This window comes from Bacillus sp. AFS073361, from assembly GCF_002567005.1.
Lineage (GTDB): Bacteria > Bacillota > Bacilli > Bacillales > Cytobacillaceae > Neobacillus.
In genome coordinates this window covers 139,890-160,172 of sequence record NZ_NUZU01000037.1, presented here as the reverse complement: position 1 = coordinate 160,172, position 20,283 = coordinate 139,890, and the positions used below count along the sequence as shown (strand labels likewise).

The 20,283-nt window shown below is 38.1% G+C and carries 20 protein-coding genes; 4 read left to right on the top strand and 16 right to left on the bottom strand.

Translation table 11 applies throughout. From position 1 onward, the window contains the following. Positions 1-29: 29 nt before the first annotated feature. From COJ96_RS18345 to COJ96_RS18335, 4 genes are all read right to left on the bottom strand, one after another. Positions 30-665 (bottom strand): HAAS signaling domain-containing protein, encoded by a 636-nt coding sequence (locus COJ96_RS18345; protein ID WP_098575247.1) that lies wholly within the window; start codon positions 663-665, stop codon positions 30-32. Continuing rightward, positions 646-993 carry a PadR family transcriptional regulator gene (locus COJ96_RS18340; RefSeq protein ID WP_026566891.1) on the bottom strand — a complete coding sequence of 116 codons (348 nt, stop codon included), beginning with the start codon at positions 991-993 and terminating at the stop codon, positions 646-648. The genes COJ96_RS18345 and COJ96_RS18340 overlap by 20 nt, the downstream gene beginning before the upstream one ends. Before the next feature lie 110 nt (positions 994-1,103). Further along, complete coding sequence (locus COJ96_RS28775; protein WP_180230173.1) at positions 1,104-1,277, bottom strand: hypothetical protein; 174 nt, start codon at positions 1,275-1,277, stop codon at positions 1,104-1,106. A 92-nt stretch (positions 1,278-1,369) separates the two neighbouring features. Next, complete coding sequence (locus tag COJ96_RS18335; RefSeq protein WP_098575246.1) at positions 1,370-2,812, bottom strand: amino acid permease; 1,443 nt, start codon at positions 2,810-2,812, stop codon at positions 1,370-1,372. 481 nt (positions 2,813-3,293) lie between these two features. Between COJ96_RS18335 and COJ96_RS18330 the strand changes: the two genes are divergently transcribed. Then, on the top strand, positions 3,294-4,712 hold the full coding sequence (locus COJ96_RS18330; protein ID WP_098575245.1) for a sigma-54 interaction domain-containing protein: 1,419 nt from the start codon (positions 3,294-3,296) through the stop codon (positions 4,710-4,712). A gap of 220 nt (positions 4,713-4,932) precedes the next feature. After that, a complete protein-coding gene (locus COJ96_RS18325) occupies positions 4,933-5,139 on the top strand; it encodes a DnaJ-like cysteine-rich domain-containing protein (protein WP_098575244.1) in 207 nt (68 codons plus the stop codon). An 87-nt stretch (positions 5,140-5,226) separates the two neighbouring features. Here COJ96_RS18325 and COJ96_RS18320 read toward each other — a convergent pair whose 3' ends face one another. Continuing rightward, a complete protein-coding gene (locus tag COJ96_RS18320; RefSeq protein ID WP_098575243.1) occupies positions 5,227-6,258 on the bottom strand; it encodes a VanW family protein in 1,032 nt (343 codons plus the stop codon). 356 nt (positions 6,259-6,614) lie between these two features. Here COJ96_RS18320 and COJ96_RS18315 point away from each other — a divergent pair, with 356 nt between their 5' ends. After that, complete coding sequence (locus COJ96_RS18315; RefSeq protein WP_098575242.1) at positions 6,615-7,757, top strand: polysaccharide deacetylase family protein; 1,143 nt, start codon at positions 6,615-6,617, stop codon at positions 7,755-7,757. A 58-nt stretch (positions 7,758-7,815) separates the two neighbouring features. On the opposite strand, the gene aspA is transcribed toward COJ96_RS18315, so the two are convergent. Both aspA and COJ96_RS18305 read right to left on the bottom strand, forming a co-directional pair. Next, entirely contained in the window at positions 7,816-9,234 is a 1,419-nt protein-coding gene (gene aspA, locus COJ96_RS18310) for an aspartate ammonia-lyase (RefSeq protein WP_098575241.1), read from the bottom strand. Between the two features lie 209 nt (positions 9,235-9,443). Beyond that, complete coding sequence (locus COJ96_RS18305; RefSeq protein WP_098575240.1) at positions 9,444-9,866, bottom strand: MarR family winged helix-turn-helix transcriptional regulator; 423 nt, start codon at positions 9,864-9,866, stop codon at positions 9,444-9,446. 198 nt (positions 9,867-10,064) lie between these two features. Here COJ96_RS18305 and COJ96_RS18300 point away from each other — a divergent pair, with 198 nt between their 5' ends. Next, positions 10,065-11,309 carry an MFS transporter gene (locus COJ96_RS18300; RefSeq protein WP_098575239.1) on the top strand — a complete coding sequence of 415 codons (1,245 nt, stop codon included), beginning with the start codon at positions 10,065-10,067 and terminating at the stop codon, positions 11,307-11,309. A 43-nt stretch (positions 11,310-11,352) separates the two neighbouring features. Here COJ96_RS18300 and COJ96_RS18295 read toward each other — a convergent pair whose 3' ends face one another. The 9 genes from COJ96_RS18295 to ltaS all read right to left on the bottom strand — a co-directional run bounded on the left by COJ96_RS18295 (position 11,353) and on the right by ltaS (position 20,209). Next, positions 11,353-12,237: a YitT family protein gene (locus tag COJ96_RS18295; RefSeq protein WP_098575502.1), complete on the bottom strand. Its 885-nt coding sequence runs from the start codon at positions 12,235-12,237 to the stop codon at positions 11,353-11,355. 197 nt (positions 12,238-12,434) lie between these two features. After that, complete coding sequence (locus tag COJ96_RS18290) at positions 12,435-13,163, bottom strand: sirohydrochlorin chelatase (RefSeq protein WP_098575238.1); 729 nt, start codon at positions 13,161-13,163, stop codon at positions 12,435-12,437. A 95-nt stretch (positions 13,164-13,258) separates the two neighbouring features. Then, positions 13,259-13,858 carry an adenylyl-sulfate kinase gene (gene cysC, locus COJ96_RS18285; protein ID WP_098575237.1) on the bottom strand — a complete coding sequence of 200 codons (600 nt, stop codon included), beginning with the start codon at positions 13,856-13,858 and terminating at the stop codon, positions 13,259-13,261. A gap of 15 nt (positions 13,859-13,873) precedes the next feature. Continuing rightward, on the bottom strand, positions 13,874-15,022 hold the full coding sequence (gene sat, locus COJ96_RS18280) for a sulfate adenylyltransferase (RefSeq protein WP_098575236.1): 1,149 nt from the start codon (positions 15,020-15,022) through the stop codon (positions 13,874-13,876). Between the two features lie 111 nt (positions 15,023-15,133). Next, positions 15,134-15,847 carry a phosphoadenylyl-sulfate reductase gene (locus tag COJ96_RS18275; RefSeq protein ID WP_098575235.1) on the bottom strand — a complete coding sequence of 238 codons (714 nt, stop codon included), beginning with the start codon at positions 15,845-15,847 and terminating at the stop codon, positions 15,134-15,136. After that, entirely contained in the window at positions 15,844-15,909 is a 66-nt protein-coding gene (locus COJ96_RS29615; protein WP_373561726.1) for a DUF2292 domain-containing protein, read from the bottom strand. Before COJ96_RS29615 ends, COJ96_RS18275 begins: the two co-directional genes overlap by 4 nt. A gap of 191 nt (positions 15,910-16,100) precedes the next feature. Next, positions 16,101-17,834, bottom strand: coding sequence for a YhgE/Pip domain-containing protein (locus tag COJ96_RS18270; RefSeq protein ID WP_257148558.1), 1,734 nt, complete (start codon positions 17,832-17,834; stop codon positions 16,101-16,103). Positions 17,835-17,920: 86 nt separating this feature from the next. Then, entirely contained in the window at positions 17,921-18,136 is a 216-nt protein-coding gene (locus tag COJ96_RS29310) for a YhgE/Pip domain-containing protein (protein ID WP_257148557.1), read from the bottom strand. A gap of 123 nt (positions 18,137-18,259) precedes the next feature. Beyond that, a complete protein-coding gene (gene ltaS, locus COJ96_RS18265) occupies positions 18,260-20,209 on the bottom strand; it encodes a lipoteichoic acid synthase (RefSeq protein WP_098575234.1) in 1,950 nt (649 codons plus the stop codon). Positions 20,210-20,283 lie beyond the last annotated feature (74 nt).

Genomic DNA, 20,283 nt, shown 5'->3' with positions numbered 1-20,283 from the left:
TTTACTAGGTATGTATCCAAAAAAAATGCTTATACCGAAGCTTTTCTTCCCCATTGATATCCAATCCAACTGATTGGATATAAGATGATGGTAAAAAGGATACAAGCAAAAATAAACGTTTTCGTTAACAATGGGGCAAACCATGAATGCGGAATAATTTGAAACACAGTAAGGATCATTAGAATTAAATTTGGAATAAGAGAAAGTAAAAACGTTTTATTTAGAAGCACCCTTCCGTTATGGCCAAACCCCTTTCCTATTTCGTATCCTAATAAGGCCCAAAAAAATAGATACAAAATAGCAATCAAGGTGGGAATCGCCGTCAGGTGGTTCCAAGCAGCTGTGAGCCATTTCCATTGATAGACATTGTGAGCAAGGGTAAGTAAACTCCCCCCTCCGAAAAAAAGTACATTTAAAAGGATAAACAGCCACTTCATATTGCTGGGAGTAACAGAAAACTCATCTCTCCAAATTTGGATAATTTCCTCTGAAGTGCCTAAGCGGGATACAATTGAATCATAAACTATATCCACATCCTGAACTCCTAATTCAAACAGAATTTCATCGATATGTGACTCATATTCACGGAGAATTTCTTCTTTATCTAAATGGTCTCCTAATCCCTTTGCCAATTCATTCAAAAACCTATTCTTCGGCCGTTCCATGCTTCGATCTCCCTATCACCTTGTTCATCACTTTAACAAAGTCCTGCCATTCACGTGTTTTTTCACCCAATAATTCTTTTCCTGCTTTTGTGATCTTGTAGTACTTCCGTGCCGGCCCCTTTTCCTGTTCCTGCCAGTAACATTCAATGTACTCTTGCTTCTCAAGTTTATGTAGTGCAGGATACAAGGTTCCCTCTTTTACACTCAGGTCATTATCACTTCGTTGTTCCAGCTCTTTCACGAGTTCATAGCCATACATATCTCGTTCGTTTAATAGCTGAAGCAGGATTAAGGACGTACTGCCCTTTACTAATTCGCGGTTAAACATCTTCTCACCTACCTAGATATTTTAGGTACATAGATATTCTATATTGAATCCTTCTAAATGTAAATAGCTTAAAAAAAAGTGACGATGCTTTCATCGCCACTTCACTTTGCTCATTTTACTCTTCCGTTATTTCTAAGCACCTTAATGTTTTGGTCACGCTCGCCTCCATCAGATAATTCCTCTGAAAACTCGTGTTTCGCTTCAGCTCCAACTACTTCACCATGCTTGATAGTCCTTGGTGGCAAATTATTATTTGGCGCCGCTTGTTCATTCCAATCTCCCATTACTATCACCTCGATACATAGTATTTAAAGTTTGGGTTTATCCTATTCAAAAAACAAAACGCTTGGATTTTTCCAAGCGTTTTTCAAAGTAATTAGATCACCATTTTTTTATTTTCGATCAGTTCAATTTCGTGTTCATCAATCATATCCTGTTCACGAAGCTTTTTAATTCTAAAATGGTAAATCAAGTAACATGCACCCACAAATGGAACTCCTAAATATAGAGCTAAGCGTTGTGCTGGGTCAAATGCTAAACTTACTAAAACCGAAACGTTTAATACTAAGGCGATTAGTGGTAAAACCGGGTAAAGTGGTGTTTTGAACTTAAGGTCTGCGACTTTTCCACCTTCGCGGATAAATCTTCTGCGGAAGGCAATTTGTGAAGCAGTAATGGAAATCCAGCCAACTTGAGCACCCAAACCAGCGACGGAAAGAAGCCACATAAATACCGTTTCTTCTGCAAAGAAACCTGAAAGTAATGATAATAAAGCAATACCAATTGTGAAAAGTAGTGCGTTAATCGGTACGCCTCGTTTATTTACTTTTGTGAGAATAGGACTCGCCATTTTTTCTTTTGACATCGCATACAACATCCGGGTTCCCGCATATAATCCAGAGTTTCCAACAGAAAGCAGTGCTGTAAGGATAACAAAATTCATTATATCTGCAGCGTAAGGAATACCAATACTATCAAATACGACAACAAATGGACTTTCAACAACCCCTGCTTTGTCCATTGGAATTAAACTAGATACAACAAATATAGCTAATACAAAGAACACAAGGGTACGCCATACAGTTTGTTTAATTGATTTTGGGATGGTCTTTTCTGGATTTTCGCTTTCCCCTGCAGCTATCCCAATCAATTCTGTTCCTTGGAAAGAAAAATTAACCGCGATCATGGTAACAATTAGTGCTGAAAATCCGTTGGGTAAAAGACCGTGTGCAGTAAAATTAGATAAATATGGTGCAGCTTGACCGCCATTCATGTCAATTAATCCAAACATGGCAGCGCCGCCTAATGCGATAAAAAGAATAATTGCTAAAATTTTTATACTTGAAAACCAAAATTCTGCTTCACCAAATGCTCTTGCAGATAGAGCATTCAGTAAGAATAAAATGACAGCAAAAATGCCACTCCAAATCCATACTTGAACATCAGGAAACCATCTTTGCATAAGTTGACCAGCAGATAAAAACTCTAAGGCAACTGTAACGGACCAGCCTAACCAGTATAGCCAGCCGAGTGCAAATCCTGTTCCTGGTCCAATAAATTTTGTCGTGTACGTTTGAAACGAGCCTGAAACAGGCATGGCTACAGACAATTCTCCGAGACAAAGCATGGTTAGAAACATGATAAAACCGCCAACTATATAGGCGAGGATGGCACCTATTGGGCCAGCCTGACTGATTGTGTAGCCAGAACCCAAGAATAAACCTGAACCGATTACCCCACCCAAAGAGATCATAAATAAATGTCTCGTCTTCATCGTCCGTTTTAATTCATGATTCGAATTGTTTTCCTGCAAATTCATTAAATTTCCCCCTTCTCCCCAAACTAAAGAATACGCTTCCAACTCTCAATATCCAAAAAAGTAGGATAATTTTTTGCTAAAGGCAATAATTAAACCTTTACCATAAGAAATTATAGAGAAATAGTAGTCTATTAACAACAGATAATAATTTCTAAATTATCACTATATTTTTATAAATGTAGAATGCAAATTTTGTGCCAAAATTAAAATCATCTAAAATGTGTATATTCTTTGAACAGACAAGCAAAATATTTTTGCATCTCAATAAAAATTTTGCACTTATGCCGCAAAAATAATTTTTCCATTAAAAAGGAAAACCATTTATCTACAAATAGCGAAAAATAAAGGAAATACCTAACTAATGCCAATATTCTTTGCAAATTTAACACTTTTTCAATAAAACTGCAAAACTATTTTGCATTATTAAGTTTTATTTGATTAAATAGTTGCATAAAGGATTAATCAAAGGGAATGAATCTAAATGGAGAAAAATAATCATACCGTCAATTATTTGCATTACCTAAATCGGATTTATAAACGGATCTTAGACGAGGTAGATGTGGGTGTCCATGCAGTAGATGAAACGGGGAAAACAATTATTTATAATAAAAAAATGATGCAAATGGAGTCCATGGACCTTCAAGATGTTATAGACAAAAACCTGCTTGATGTATTTATGTTTAAAGACGACCAATCTAGTACACTAGTAAAAGCGCTCCAGGAGGGCAAAGAAACAAGAAACGTCAAACAAACTTATTTTAATAATAAAGGTAGCGAAATTACGACCATTAACAATACCATTCCTATTTTTAACAACGAAAAACTACAGGGTGCTGTCGAAATCGCCAAGGATGTAACAAAGTTGGAACGTCTCATTAAAGGCAACCTGAATAAGGGGCAGACCAGATACACTTTCGATAAAATCATCGGAAACAGTCCAGCTATTAAAGAAGTTATTGAATCTGCCAAACGTGCAACTAGGACCTCTTCCTATGTTTTAATTGTTGGAGATACTGGTACAGGGAAAGAACTTTTTGCTCAGAGCATCCACAATGGGAGCACTCGGCTTTCTGGCCCGTTCATTTCACAAAACTGCGCTGCCCTGCCTGATAATCTAATCGAAAGTCTTCTGTTTGGAACAAAACGCGGTGCCTTTACGGGGGCGGTCGACACCCCTGGGTTATTCGAACAAGCCAATGGAGGTACCCTGCTTCTCGATGAGATTAACTCATTGAATCTAAATTTGCAGGCAAAATTACTACGTGTTTTACAGGAAAAAACGATAAGACGAATTGGGGATACGAAGGATACGCCTGTGGATGTTCGAGTCATTGCCAATATGAATGAAGATCCGATTGATGCGATTGCTAATAATCGGATGCGCAAAGACTTATATTATCGTCTTGGAGTTGTCACTATTTTTATCCCTGCGTTAAAGGAGCGTAAAGAGGATATTCCATTATTAGTGGAGAGTTTTATTCAAAAATACAATGAACTGTTTCAGATGAATGTAAAAGGTTTATCAGAGGAAGTTAAACAGTCATTTTTCGAGTATGACTGGCTGGGGAATGTCCGCGAACTTGAGCATATCATTGAAGCTGCGATGAACATAATGATTGATGAGGAATGGATTTCCTACTCTCATTTACCCTACCAATATCGAAGCAAAATGCAGATGAAAGAGAGAATGATTCCCCTTTCCACGGTGGACACCTTTATTAAGGAACATTCAGATGCAGCAGTACCACTAAAATATCAAATGGAGCTATTTGAAAAATCTTATATTGATCATGTATTATCCAAAAATGATTTTAATATATCCCGGACTGCTAACCTTCTCGGACTAAGCCGTCAAAGCCTGCAGTATCGGATGAAGAAATTAAATATTCAAGGCAAATGAAATATTATTAGTAAAGTCGGAAAGCTATGATGCTTTCCGCTTTTTTAATGCTGAATCTAGCACAAAACTACCTTTTTTCACATAAAATTATTATAGAAAAGTAAATTAGTTTGATAAATGGAATCTTTATTCCACTGAATTCCCTATAGGCAATAAACTAATACAAGCATAAATATTCCATTTATTCTCCATACTAAGAAGAAAAGATGAGGTGAATAAAATGGGACTACTCAACTCGTTTAACCAATGGAAAGAGACTAAATATCAAAATCATGTCTCAAATATGAAAGAGCAAGGCAAATGTCCTGACTGTCACGGCCGTGGCTATACCGTATATCCTTATAATGAATTTGCTTACTTTAATTCATTTGAATGCCCAGGCTGCCAAGGTACAGGTCAATATACTGATTGGGAAGAAATGCAGTAAATTGAGAATAAATACAAATCCCTCCATTAATTCCGTATGGATTAATGAAGGGATTTTTTTGATTTCATACCTTTATCATTTGGCTACTTAGATTCGTTTCTTAAGTTGACTTTGATACGTTTTTGACGTCCTAACTTCAACAGTTAGTGAACCTCCATTTACGGTCGCTTTTAAAATTAAAGGCACACCCGTAGTATTTTTAAATCTAAAATCTTTACCCCCATATGAAACTGTCGCATCTCTTCCTTTTGGCACGTAACCTACCGTTAAAGAATGGTGGTGTTTTTCGATGTACTGGACGGCTAATTGATCGATCGCATTATATAAAGTAGAAGAAGTTTGACATATGCCCCCGCCATACCCTTCAACCAACTTACCGTAATTTATTTCCGGTGCTTTTTGGTAACCGTGTTCAGCATCACTCGGGCCAACTGTTGTATTATATGAAAAAGAATCATTAGTCCCAAGGATGACGTTATTTATTGCCTCTGCTGAGAGTTTAATATTTTTAGTTCGTCCCACCGTCCCACTATTAAAATGGGTCGTATATGAGGCGACTACTACGTCATCTAATTGGGAAGCCTCATCAGCCTGATACCCGCTTGCATTCACATATAATGGCAATTCCACATTGCCGCCTTTTTCTGAAACCAACATGATCTTATCCGCCAATTCTTCTTCATCAAGAATTTGTTGAGGGGTCCCTTTGATGATATTCCCTTCTTCATCAAGTTTATCAAGAATCATTCGTTTGTCGTAGCCAGGCTTTGATTGGGTTCCTCGAGCTAGTTCTCTTGTCAATTTTGATATTTCGACTTTATAATTGTCAGGATTCGTTATGTATCCTAAATCCTTTGTATTAAAAGTTTTTACGATGTCTTTTGTGTTTGGATCCACAATATTTACATATACAGGTCTTGCTTCTTCCCTTTTTCGTTCTTCTTCCCGTTTCTTTGCTTCAGCCAGCTTCTTTTCTTCTTGTAACTTCTTCTCTTTTTCAATTTGTTGTTGCTTTTCCGCTGCCTTTGCCTCTTTTACTTTTGCGGTTTCTCCAGAACACCCAGCGCCAATTAAACACACCGCTGCCAATAGTGATATTACCCAATTACGCTTCGCCATTTTCTCCCACTTTACTCCTTTTTGTATAGCCTTATGCCCTTTTATATTGTTAGACGATATTCAAGGGGATATGTTTCATATGACTCTCCTATTCTATTCCATTTTTTATGCCAATGTCCTGCTAAAAAATTGGAAATCCTTATATAAAAAAGGAGATTAAATTGATGTTCGGGATTTGTTAAGCTTTTTTTAAAAGGTACGTAGCAACTAAGCCCAAATTCTCATATGGTATTATTAAAGCAGAAATTAATTTAATATCAATACTCCTTTAGTCCTCAATTTACTCCATCAAATGATTCCTTGCAAACAAAATGATTCTGCTCCCTAGCCATAATGGAAATTAAGGGGGACATACCATGAGAGAAATCTTAATTTTAGTTAGCATTTTATTATTTGCTGTATCTCTAGTTTTAGGCTTAGTATCTCAGGTCCATCGAAAAAGCGGAAAAGGAATTTATTATTCTCTAGCCACAATCTATCTAGTATGCGTTTTTTTCTTATTGTTTTTTCAAAACTGGAACATTGCTGGCCTTTGGAGTGGTGAACCTGTCGATCCCCCTAAAACGGAGTCACCTATATGGCCTGGACAAAATAATGATGGTAAGGACCCTGCTGATGAGGAACACTCCCCATCCGTGGAGCCTGAGGAAGAAGAACCAAATGACCCTCAACCCACTACTCCTGAACAAATTATTCTGGGTGATAATGAAATAGTTGAATACAAAGTGGTTAAGGGAGATACTTTATTTTCCATTGCCACTAGGGCCGAAGTGACGGTGGAAAAAATAAAGCAATGGAATAATCTATCCTCCGATGCCATCTTTGTAGATCAAATCTTAAAGCTTTATGGAAAGAATGTGGAGCAGGCTCCACCTAAGCAGGACCCTCCACCGACAACAGCTTCCTCTGTTATTATTTCAGAGGGAAGCCCTCAGCAAAAACAGATCGCATTTACCTTTGATGCTGGGAGTGATGCCGCAGGGATAAGAATATTGGATGTCCTTAAAAAGCATAAGGTCAAAGCTACGTTCTTCCTTACAGGTAAGTGGGTTGAGAAGTATCCTAGCCTTGCCAAGAAAATTGTCGAAGAAGGACATGAAATTGGTAACCATTCCTACTCTCATCCTGATGCCGTAAAAACAACTGCCAATGCGTTAAAACAGGATATCATCAAAGCAGAGGAAGCTATTATGGAGGCAACAGGAAAATCTCCACAGCCCTATTTTCGTTTTCCTTTCGGGTCGTACAATTCTACCGCTCTCAAAACTGTTGGTGCAGCGGGATATCCCTTTAGCATCCAGTGGTCACTTGATACAATTGATTGGAAACAGCCAGCCACTGAAGTCATCATTTCCCGTATAAAAAGTGGAGCAAGCAACGGTGATATCGTCCTTATGCATATCGGAGGAATAAATACACCGGAAGCCGTCGACCAAGTCATTCCATGGCTAAAGGCCCAAGGCTACCAACTCGTCCCGTTAAGCGTTCTATTAAAATAAAAAATGGTGCCTGACACCCCAATGGGTGTCAGGCACCAAATAGATTTAAATCTAAATATTAATCTCTATCTAGGAGGGCTGCCCCAGATATTCCAGGCTTGGTCATTTCATATATGTTTAAAATCAGATCTAATTCTTCTTCAGTAAGGACATCATATTTTAAGCATAGTTCACGAACCGATTTCCCAGTTACAGTTGCCTCTCTGGCGATTCTTGCTGCAACTTCATAGCCGAGATGCGGGTTTACTGCCGTTATTATGCCGACACTCTTTTCGACATTCTCTCTTAAGCGTGCCTCATTAGCCTCGATACCTACTAAACAATGGTCGGTAAATGAACGAAAGCCGTTGTTCATAATGCTAATTGATTGAAGTAAATTAAATACCAATACCGGTTCCATTACGTTCAATTCAAGTTGCCCTGCTTCTGACGCAAGACAAATGGTATGGTCATTCCCAATCACTTGGAAGGCAATCTGATTAATTAACTCTGGCATGACAGGATTCACTTTTCCTGGCATAATCGATGAACCTGGCTGACGTGCGGGCAGTGAGATCTCACCTAAGCCAGCACGGGGACCCGAAGCCATTAACCGGAGGTCATTGGCGATTTTTGACATATTCATCATACATACTTTAAGGGCAGCTGAAACTTCAGTATATGCATCCGTATTCTGCGTGGCGTCAACTAAATGTTCAGCATTGACCAATGGAAGCCCACTAATGTCCGCCAGTTCTTTAACAACATCTTCGATATATTGAGGGTCTGCATTTAAACCTGTTCCAACCGCAGTAGCTCCCATGTTCACTTCATACAAATTTTCACGGGATTGGTTAATTCGCTTTATATCCCGTTCTAGCACACGGGAATATGCTTCAAACTCTTGGCCAAGGCGAATAGGAACAGCATCTTGGAGATGGGTACGACCCATTTTAATTACCGTTTCAAATTGCTTTGCTTTTTCTTTAAATACCTTATGCATATCTTTCATCGTCATAATTAACTTTTCTAATACTCTTAGTGTGGCAATATGAATGGCAGTTGGAAAAACATCATTTGTGGATTGCGACATATTGACATGTGTATTGGGACTTAAATGTAAATAAGCACCTTTTTCATATCCAAGCAACTCAAGTCCACGGTTGGCAATCACTTCGTTTGCATTCATATTCATGGAGGTCCCAGCCCCACCTTGGATTGGGTCTACAATGAACTGATTGTTCCATTTCCCTGCAATAATTTCATCTGCTGCTTGGCAAATTACATCCCCAAGTCCACTATACAAACGCTTCGTTCTCGTGTTTGCAATCGCTGCAGCTTTTTTAATCATCGCAAGAGCAATAATTAATTCTTCATGAATTCGATAACCTGTGATTGGAAAATTTTCAACTGCCCTTAGTGTCTGAATACCGTAGTAAGCATTTACTGGTATTTCCTTTTCTCCTAAGAAGTCTTTTTCGGTTCTTGTAGTTTCCATGATTACCTCTCCCACCCTTAATAAAAAACTCTTGATGTGTAAGTGTTACTCACACCAAAATAATAACAGTTAAAACAACCTTTGTCTCTCTTTTCACTGTAATTACTCTGTTAATATAAAAATATCCGTAAAAAAAAAGAGGTTGATCAAAAAAAGTCTATCATAACTTTTGAGATCAACCTCTTTTTTCAATTAACTCGAAATAACTATTATTTAAAAGACCGATTGAATTTTTCCAAAAGTACCCCGAATAATTCACGTTCCTCATCCGACCAATCTTCTAGTAATTCAGCAACTCTCTTCAAGCGTGCCTGTTGATAATCAAATAATTCCGTTGCACCCAGTTCAGTTAATTGAAGAGAATAAGCTCGACCATCCAATGGATCGGGAATTCGATATAAATATTCTTTATGTTCTAGAGCGGCTGCCTGTCTACTGACTGTAGAAATATCCAGATTAAATTCATCTGCTAATACTTTTACTCCGACAGCACCCTTTTCATTAATTCTTCGTAGGATTAAATAGGCCGATCGATCAAGATTCCCCAATTTCTTATTACTTGAAATTGACGTGGTTCGGCGGATCAGAATGGCTAATTCAAGCTCGATTAATTCTAAAGAATGTCCATGCATTTACTTTTCTACCTCACTGTTATTTCCTCATATAAATTATGATAACATACTCACAATCTCATTTGTAAGGAAACACTATTTGACTGATATGGCAAAAGCACTATTGACGTAGTGGAAATTGATTGTATAATACAATCATATACTTTCATCATACAACTAATTCAAGAAGATGGAAATAATCACATAGGGGGAAATTTAATGGCATCAGCACCAAAAACTAATACCGCACCACCTCAACAGGGACAGTTGAAACCCAATGAAAAGGCAGGTTTACTTAGCCAGCCAAAAGCAGTTTGGGCCGTTTTTTTTGCAAGCATTATAGCGTTCATGGGGTTGGGTTTGGTTGATCCTATTTTGCCGGCAATTGCCGAACAACTTCATGCCTCACATAGTGAAGTTACCTTGCTGTTCACTAGTTATAATGCAGTTATGGCGGTTGCCATGCTTATTACTGGGGTGATTTCTACAAGGCTTGGCATCAAATGGACGTTATTGTCAGGAATTGTGATCATTGCAGTTTTTTCAGCACTCGGAGGATTTTCAAACGGGATTTGGACCCTGGTTGGACTTCGAGGTGGATGGGGACTCGGAAATGCACTTTTTGTAGCAACAGCTTTATCAGCCATTGTTTCACTATCAAATAGTGGAACTGCAAAAGCGATTATCTTATATGAAGCAGCAATCGGTCTTGGTATTTCTGTTGGCCCCTTACTTGGCGGATGGCTTGGCGGAATGTCTTGGCGAGGCCCATTTCTTGGAGTAGCCGCATTAATGATTATTGCCTTTTTTGGTCTCTTTATTTTAATGCCAAAGTCTACCACACCAACTGGCGTAAAATCACGTTCTTCGTTAATGGATCCATTCCGCGCCTTAAAACATCGTTCACTTTTAGTCTTCGGTATTGCAGCGGCACTTTATAACTTCGGCTTCTTCACTTTGCTTGCATATGCACCATTTGTTATGGGCTTGGATGAACATGGATTAGGATTTGTCTTCCTTGGCTGGGGAGTTTTACTAGCTATTACCTCAGTTTTTATGGCTCCAAAAATGACTGAATGGTTTGGAACCATCAAATCAATGTGTTTGATGTTAATATTATTCGCCCTGCTTTTGGTGGTAATGGGAATATGGACATCTACTCAATGGGTCATCATTGCAGCTGTTATTTTAGCGGGCGCCTTATTAGGTAATAACAATACACTAATTACAATAGCCGTGATGAATGCAGCCCCAGTTGAACGATCAACAGCTTCTGCTGCCTATAGCTTCCTTCGATTTATTGGAGGCGCGGTAGCCCCATTTACGGCAGGTAAACTTTCCGAAATCTATAACCCAAGTGTACCATTTCTAGTTGGAGGCGGGTTTGTGGTCGTTTCAGTCCTATTTATTTGGGCTAATAAAAAACATATTAATCATGTAGATAATATCGGAATTGGCCATTAATATATAAAAGGATCTGTGAAAGAATCGCAGATCCTTATTTTCATTAGTGAATATCTTTTTTCTTAAATCGGCCTCCACGAACTTCTGAAATGTCACCAATCGCTAAAAATGCGTTCGGGTCAATATCCTGAACAATCGTATTTAATTTTGACTCTTCCAACCTCGTAATAATACTGAAGATGACCTTCTTACTATCACCAGTGAAAGCACCTTGCCCATTAATATAGGTTACTCCCCTTCCAAGTCTTGCATTTATTGCATTTCCAATTTCTTCTGCATCGTCACTGATAATCCACACTGATTTGGATTCTTCCAGACCGGCTACAACGGTATCAATAGCCTTGGACGCAATTACATAAGCTAGCAAGGAATACATGGCACGGTCCCAACTAAACACAAAACCTGCTGCACCTAATATAAAAATATTAATAAACATAATAATTTGCCCAACAGAAAATGGAACTTTTTTGGTAATCAAAAGTGCCAGTATTTCTGTTCCATCTAAGGCACCACCATTGCGGATGACGACACCTACCCCTGTCCCAAGAATCATACCGCCAAAAACCGTGGCGAGGAGAATATCATCTGTAAATGCCGGAATGGGATGAAAAAATGAAGTGAAAATTGATAAAACAATAATTCCATACACGGTTGATATAGCGAAGGTTTTTCCCATCTGCTTATATCCCATATAAACAAATGGCAGGTTTAAGATGAGGAGGAAAATCCCTAATTTCCATCCTGTGATATGCGCAAGCATAATTGAAATACCTGTAATTCCACCATCAATAACATGATTTGGAACTAGAAATATTTCTAACCCTGTTGCCATTAATATTGCTCCTATGGTGATGGCGATTGCTCGGAGTACGATTTTCCTTAAAGGTAACTTTCGGTGTTGAACTTTTTCTTGTATAAGTTCTGTCACATCATCACATCTTTTCATAAAAATTTTCCATTAATTATTTCAATAATATGTGAAAAATCTATATCTATTGGTTAATTATATCACTTTTTCACAAAAAGATGAACTCGGGTTCATCTTTTAATAATTTACTTTGTTAATCTACCCTTTTTTTCCAAAAAAATAGCTAAAATCCTAAGATTTTAGCAAAGTAAATAAATTTACGACCCTTCTGTTGCACGTTCAGTGATAATATCTTCAATGACACGATGTTTACTTAGTTGACCGGTGTGAATGATCTGCTGACCTAATTTACGTTTCATCGATACCATTTGGTCCACTTCCTTTAAAAGAAGGCCGGAAAATAATAAATAAGGAATCACAATGATTTTTCCAGTCGCATTTTTTGAAATGGTCTCAAGACCTTCTGGAAGTCTCGGCTCAGTTGCTGCTAAATAACAAACTTGAATATTCTCTATTCCAAGTCGTTTACTAATCCCTCTAGCAATGTCGGCAAAGGCTGTGTGAATACTCTTGTCACTACTTCCCCTACCGACAATTAGAATCGAATCTTTAGGTGTTAGATCGGTGACCGTTTCCTTAACCATCTCAGCAATCCCATCGAGAATTTTTCCTTGAACCCCAAATGGATCTCTTATCTTTACATCGATGGTAGGATAGCGCTCGCTAAGAGAAGAAAGAGCTTGTGGAATATCTTCTTTAATATGACCAGCAGCCAATAAAAATAAGGGAACGACAGTTATCTCTGTCGCTCCCCTTTCTACACAGTGCAGAAAGCCCTCTTCAATACCTGGCTTGGTCAACTCGAGAAAACAGACTTCCTGAATTTCAACATTTATTCGTTCCATCACTCTATGAATAAAAGATTTAGCTTCTTCAGCTCCCTCTTTTGAACGTGTACCATGGCCAATGTATAGAATTGCTTTCACACTCACTGCTCCTTCCTTGCTTCACTTACTATCCTTTACCATTTAAGACATTACCATACTTTCCTCTTAAACGAGAGAAGGAACCACCGAATCTTTTAGAGAATGTTCTTCTCTTTTAGATAAGCAAATACTTGTTCCACCGCTTCTTCAACTGTTACTTGATCTGAATGAAGCGTAATCTCTGGTTGTTCTGGTGCTTCGTACGGCGAGTCAATTCCAGTGAAATCCTTAATCTCCCCGCGGCGCGCTTTCGCATACAGCTGCTTTGGATCTCTACGTTCACATTCTTCAATCGGGCATTGCACAAAGACTTCAATAAATTCACCGGCTTCGAACAAAGCACGGACTTGGTCACGATCAGAACGGAATGGAGAAATAAAAGCGGTCGTCACTACTTTGCCACTGTCGACAAACAATTTGGCCACTTCGCCAATTCTTCTTATATTTTCAGTACGATCATAATCGGAAAAGCCAAGATCTTTATTTAATCCGTGGCGAATATTATCCCCATCTAGAACATATTCACTGATTCCCTGGCGGAATAATTCGTTAGATACCGCATTAGCGATTGTTGATTTTCCAGATCCTGAGAGTCCAGTAAACCAAAGAGCACAGCTTCCATGCCCATTTCTTTCACGTCGATTTTCTTTTGAAATAGATGTTTCATGCCATGTAATATTTGTTGGTTTAGCCATAGATTTAATTCCTCCTTACACGGTAGCTGTTTCTTTCATTCCTTCAATCAGTACTTCAACAACCTCTTTACGGCTAAAGGTTGATGGTGGCAATACGCCTGCGCGAAGCATCTCTCTTACTTTTGTTCCGGAAAGAATTACTCTGTCCTCCTTGCTATGCGGGCAAGTTTTATCAGAAGCCATTCCTTCACATTTGTTGCAATAGAAGCTATGCTCAAAGAACAATGGCTTAATACCAAGCTCTTCTTCTGTAAAATTACTAAAAATGTGTTGGGCATCGTATGTTCCGTAATAGTTACCAACACCAGCATGGTCACGGCCAACAATAAAGTGAGTGCAGCCAAAATTCTTACGAGCAAGTGCATGGAAAATAGCTTCCCTTGGACCTGCATATCTCATTGCTGCTGGGTACACACCTAACTGTGCGCGCTCCTTTGGATAATAATTATCTAGTAACACGCGGTAGCTTTTCAGACGAACATCTGCTGGGACGTCATCTGACTTCGTTTCGCCAACTAGAGGGTTTACAAACAATCCATCAACAGTCTCAAGAGCCGCTTTTTGAATGTATTCATGGGCGCGATGAATCGGATTTCTAGTTTGGAATCCTACAACTGTCTTCCAGCCTTTTTCTTCGAAAATAGCACGTGTTTCCTTCGGTTCAAACCATACGTCACCGAAAACACCTTTTTCTGATTTCTTAACTAAGACGATTTCACCTGCCACATAGACTGGACCTCTTTCATAAAGGCGTTTCACACCTGGGTGGGCAGTTTCTCCCGTTTTATATACTTCAACTGCTTCTTTATCTAGGTCAGGTTCATACCATTCTGAAACCTTAATCACTCCATAAACCTCGTTATTATAAGTAAGTTTGAATTCCTCACCTACAACGAGTGATCCAGCTACCTCGTAGGAAACTGGAAGTGTAACTGGGATAGACCAAATGGTATTGTCTGCTAAGCGCATATTGTTAACAACAGATTCATAATCCGCTTTGCCAAGAAAACCTTTTAATGGACTAAATAAACCAATTCCGATTAATTCAAGGTCACTTAAGGCAATCGCATCAATTTCCAGTTCTTTTACTACAGAAGTTAGATCGTAATTAGGGTCAAACGCTTGAATAAGTTTTCCTCCATGAGGTTTTGGTAAGTATGACATTTTTAATCAACCTTTCATTAAAGTTTTAGAATCATGTTAGTATCGATTAACTTGAAGGTGTTTTTCCTTTCATACCCAATGATCGTAAGTAATGGGAAATGATCCTCTTTACTACGAGTGCAATCCACACTCAGTTTTACTGCTGCCTGACCAACGTCCAGCACGAGAATCACCATTGGTTCCGACCGCTTGGGTGCAAGGGAAGCAGCCAATACTTGGATAGTTTTGGTCATGCAATTGGTTATAAGGGAGATCCTTTTCCTTGATGTACTCCCAAACCTCATCCCAGGTCCAATGAATGAGCGGGCAAATTTTAATATTTTGGAATTTTTCATCCTTATTTAAGAATTGAGTGTCCTTTCTTGTTGGAGACTGCTCCCTGCGCAGACCTGAAATCCATGCCTCTCTTGGGGTTAGCGCCTCACGTAAAGGAATAACCTTTCTGATTTGGCAGCATTGATTAGGTTCCCTTTTCCATAAGGCAGAACCGTATTCCGCTGCTTGTTCATCTAAACTCAATTTAGGAGTTTTTCGTTCGATTTGAAGCTCTGGAAAACGTTCTTCTATTTTATCGATTACCTCATACGTCTCTGGAAAGTGAAGTCCTGTATCTAAAAAAACGATGTGCGCATCTTTTTTAACTTGATAAATTAAATCAATTAATACAATGGCTTCAGCACCAAAACTGGAGGCATAGACAATTTTTTCTTCAGGATACTGGCTGTATGCCCATTCTAAAACAGCACGTGCACCCTTTGTCTGGTCCTCTACGGAAAAAGTATCCGAAATTTGATTCCAGTTTTCATATGTCACTGCTTTTGTCATTCCTGTGGACCTCCTTGTTGAATTACTAGAGTAATAGATCCATATTTTAATGGATCGAGTATGAGCTTAAAATGTCCTTGTATTTATTATTTAAATTTAATCCTACCATACGCATAGGAATTGTCAAGTTGATTTATTACAATATTTTAAAAAGTATTAACGTAGGCTAAGGGATACATTTGTTTACTCGATAAATAAACAAAGCAGACATGATTACATGTCTGCGAAATCCTACTTATTTCCTAGAAACCCCCTATGGAATAATCCTCGATGTCCTTGCCTTTTCAGCTGTTTTTTGAATCTGTTTACTTAAAGGTTTCTTTAACATCAATGCTAAAAGTAAGCTCAACGCAATAAAGATAACAAGCGCGAACAAATCTTTTATCACGACCTCGACAATCATGCCGCCTACTGTTTCACGAAGCATACTCACGGCATAGGTAAATGGCATATAAGGGTTGATCGTTTGAAAAAATGATGAGGTCAAGCTCACAGGAAATGTTGCACCAGAACTTGAGATTTGCAGAACCAAGAAAATAATCGCTAATCCTTTTCCAATATTGCCAAACACCGAACATAAGGAATAAGTGATTGTAACAAATACCATGCTGATAAACATACAAAATACCACAAACCAGAGTTTGTCAATCGCATATGTATGAATGAAAAACAAGTCACCAAGGGACACAATCACAGCCTGGAAGATTCCGATAGTAAGAAAGGTAATAAGCCTTCCTAAAAAAAGCTGGTACCCTTTAAAGCTAGGGCCAGGATTATCAACATCTACTTTTAGTGAGGCAATTAATAATGTCGCACCAACCCAAAGAGCTAGCATCGTATAAAATGGTGTCATCGCCGATCCATAGTTTGGAATTGGAAAAAGCCGCTTCGTTTTTAATAAGATCGGATTCGAAAGGAAATTACTTTCTTTTTGCGGATCATGCTTTAGAAATTCGATTAAGTCATACATATTTACACTGCTTTCAAAGCTTCTAATTTTATCGGCAGCATTCCTTATGCTTGACTCAAATCCCGGTAAATCGTTGCGTGCTAGATCCGCTGCTTTGTGGACATACTTCACAAAGGCATAAAACCTCGTTCTAAATAAATCAGCCGCTTTTCGAATGTCATTCTCTAAAGATGGTAAATCCGTTCGCACAAAATCAGCAGCGCGATGGATTTTTTGCTCACTATTCGCAAAATCACTTTTAAAAAAATTAGCAGCTGTATTAGTCGCTTTTGTCAATTTATCAACTTTCTCAAGCAGCTCTGCCTGTGTTTCCACTATATTTCCATGAATTTTTAGAAGTTCTTTGTAAATTCTGTTAACCTCTTCTTGTTCTCCTTTGGATCCAGTCTGCGATACAGAAGCTCCCTTCATTTGTTCAAGTGATTGTAGAAGCATGTTTTCTATTTCTGATAGATTGGTTGCAGTATCAGTAATGAGTTCCTTCGCTCTCTGTAAACTAGAAATTTTCTCTTGAAGGGTAATCACTTTAGCTCCTGTTTCTTTGATAAGCGGTAACCGGTCCTCAATCTTTAAAATACTGTCTGCTGCCTTTTCTATCTCTGGGATCCTCTGCTCCAATTCAATTACTTTCTGTCCCTTTGCTTGTATTTCTGGTAACTTCTTTTCAAGTTCAATCGCCGCTTTCCCCATCTTTTCTATTTCAGGCAAAGCTTTTTCTAATGCAAAGATCTGCTTTTCCACATTATGTATGGATGGCAATTCTTGCTCCAATTCAATTCCGGCTCTATAAAACCCCTCGAAAATAGCTTCACTTACTATTTTTATAAAAGCTTGGCTGATTTGAGCGGTTACGCTTGAGGCTCCTGAACTTACGATTTTCGGAGCTACAGCATTTATTTTTTCATTTACCGCAAACTCGATTTCTGGTTTTTGGGGATTTACCTCTAAAATACTGGATAACTTTCTCGAAAAATCCTTAGGAATGATGAGATAGGCATAATAAAGTCCCCTCTCCACTCCCCTTTCTGCTTCAGTGCGATTAACAAAGACCCAGCCAAGTTGATGATTCTTTTTAAGATTCTTGACGGTATCGTTACCGACATTTATTTTTTTCCGCGTATTTCGGTTCCTTCATCTTCGTTACTAACAGCCACACGAATCCCAGATGTATTACTATACGGGTCCCACATTGACTTTATGTTCACCCAAGCATAGGCCGACGGCAAAACCATAAGTGCACCTATTAACAACACTACAGTAGGCACACGAAAGATATTTTTCCAATCAGTTTTATATATGTGCCAAACCTTCCCGATCATAATCCCCCCTATACAGACTTCCTACTGCCTATATCTTTTCACCTTTTGAAAATAATGATGCAAGCGGAATGTGTTTGTCGAGAAGAACAAAAAAACCGCCTGAGGATTTCCTCAGGCAGTTTACTATTTAGAAACGACATTTTCATCTTTATTATAGTTATATTGTGATCGGTCAACTGTAGTAAAGTTTGCAGGTTTGTAGAAACGTAATAAATCTCCATTTACGACTTTATCTGAAAGCTTTAATTTATATTCGACGATCTTTTGATCTTTTTTGGCTTCTTCCGTTTTTGTTTCATCCAATTTCAGACCAGTTTTAGAATCATAGAACTTTCCATCAATAGAAGTGATGGTTGAACTTACAAAATCACCATTTCTGAACGGCACTAAATCATCATGCTGTTTAGATAATAAGTCGGTTCCAAATTGGACATACTCTTTTGTGTCTGTACCTAGCAAGTGAAGTAGGGTTGGAAGAAGATCGATTTGGCCGCCATATTCGTGGTTTACTCCACCTTCCATTCCAGGGACACGAATGAATAATGGTACACGCTGTAAACCAGCACTTTCAAATGGGGTGATTTCCTTTCCAATTACCTGCTCCATAGCTTTATTATGATTTTCAGAAATTCCATAATGGTCACCATACATAACAATGATCGAACGATCATATAAACCTGATTTTTTGAGATAATCAAAGAATTGCTTCAAGGCTTCGTCCGCATATCGTGCGGTTTGAAAATATCCATCGACAGATTTATCACCTGTTGTACCTGGTGCAATTGTAGCATCCTCTTGATTAATTGGATACGGATAATGATTCGATACAGTAATAAATTTTGTATAGAATGGCTCTGGCAATGATTCCAAAAGTGGAATCGATTGTTCATAAAATGGTTTATCCATTAGCCCGTATTCAGCTAGATCTTTAGAATTGATTTGATAATAATTTGAATCAAAGAATTTGTTGTAGCCAAATGATTTATAAATTTCATTACGATTCCAGAAGCTTCCTGAATTCCCATGGAACACCGCTGAAGTGTAACCTTGCTGACCTAAAATGGCAGGAGCTGCCTCATAGGTATTTAGCCCTTTTGTTGTATAAGCTGAACCTTGTGATAATCCATATAATGAATTTTCTAACATAAATTCAGCATCCGATGTTTTACCTTGTCCTGTTTGATGGAAGAAGTTATCAAAGTAAAGGGTATTTTGATCCTTCGTTAAAGAATTTAAAAATGGAGTGACTTCTTCCCCGTGCAACTTATAATTAATCAAGAAATTTTGGGTTGATTCAAGATGTAAATAAATTACATTCATTCCTTTTCCAGCCCCAAAGTAAGCTGGATTTGGCTCTGCATAATTAGACTTTGTATAGTTTACAACTTCAGTAGTATCATCGCTGCTGGCCATAACTCTTTGAGCAGATGCTTTCGTACTTTGAACAGCATCATAAATAGTGTAATTGTACATTCCTAAATATTTTACGATATAGTTTCTATCGAATCCTCTTGTAAGTAATTGAGGACGGTCCGTTTCAGCTAAAGCTAAGTTCACACTTGAAATCGCAAGTGCCAGTGAAAATAGTGCTGCAACTTTCCCGCGATTCATATCCTTGACTTCTATTTTCACAAATCGGAAAACAAGTAAACCAAATAACACAATGACATCAAGAAAGAATAATAAATCGTATGGCTTCAATAAGGAAGTGACACTGCCGCTTACATCGCCAAAGTTTTGAGTCTGCGTTAAGGTTGGCAAGGTAATAAAATCACTAAAGAATCGGTAAAATAAAACATTAGCATATAAAAGAAATGATAAAACAAAATCTATAACCATTAGCCCTATATACTTTTTTCTACCTTTTAAAAAGAACGATACGCCCAAGAATAGTAAAGCAGATCCGAGCGGATTGATAAATAATAGAAACTTCTGAAGAGAATTTTCAATTCCTAAGTCAAATTGCGTTAATTGAACGATATATGTTTTTATCCATAAGAAAAATACTGTCAAAAAGAAAAAGCCAACATATTTATTAAAAATACTTTGACCTCTTTGCAATAAGTTAATCATAAAGCACCTACCTTGTTATCTATGATTATAAACTTTTAATTATTATTTTTATATTAATGAGAGACTACAGCCCT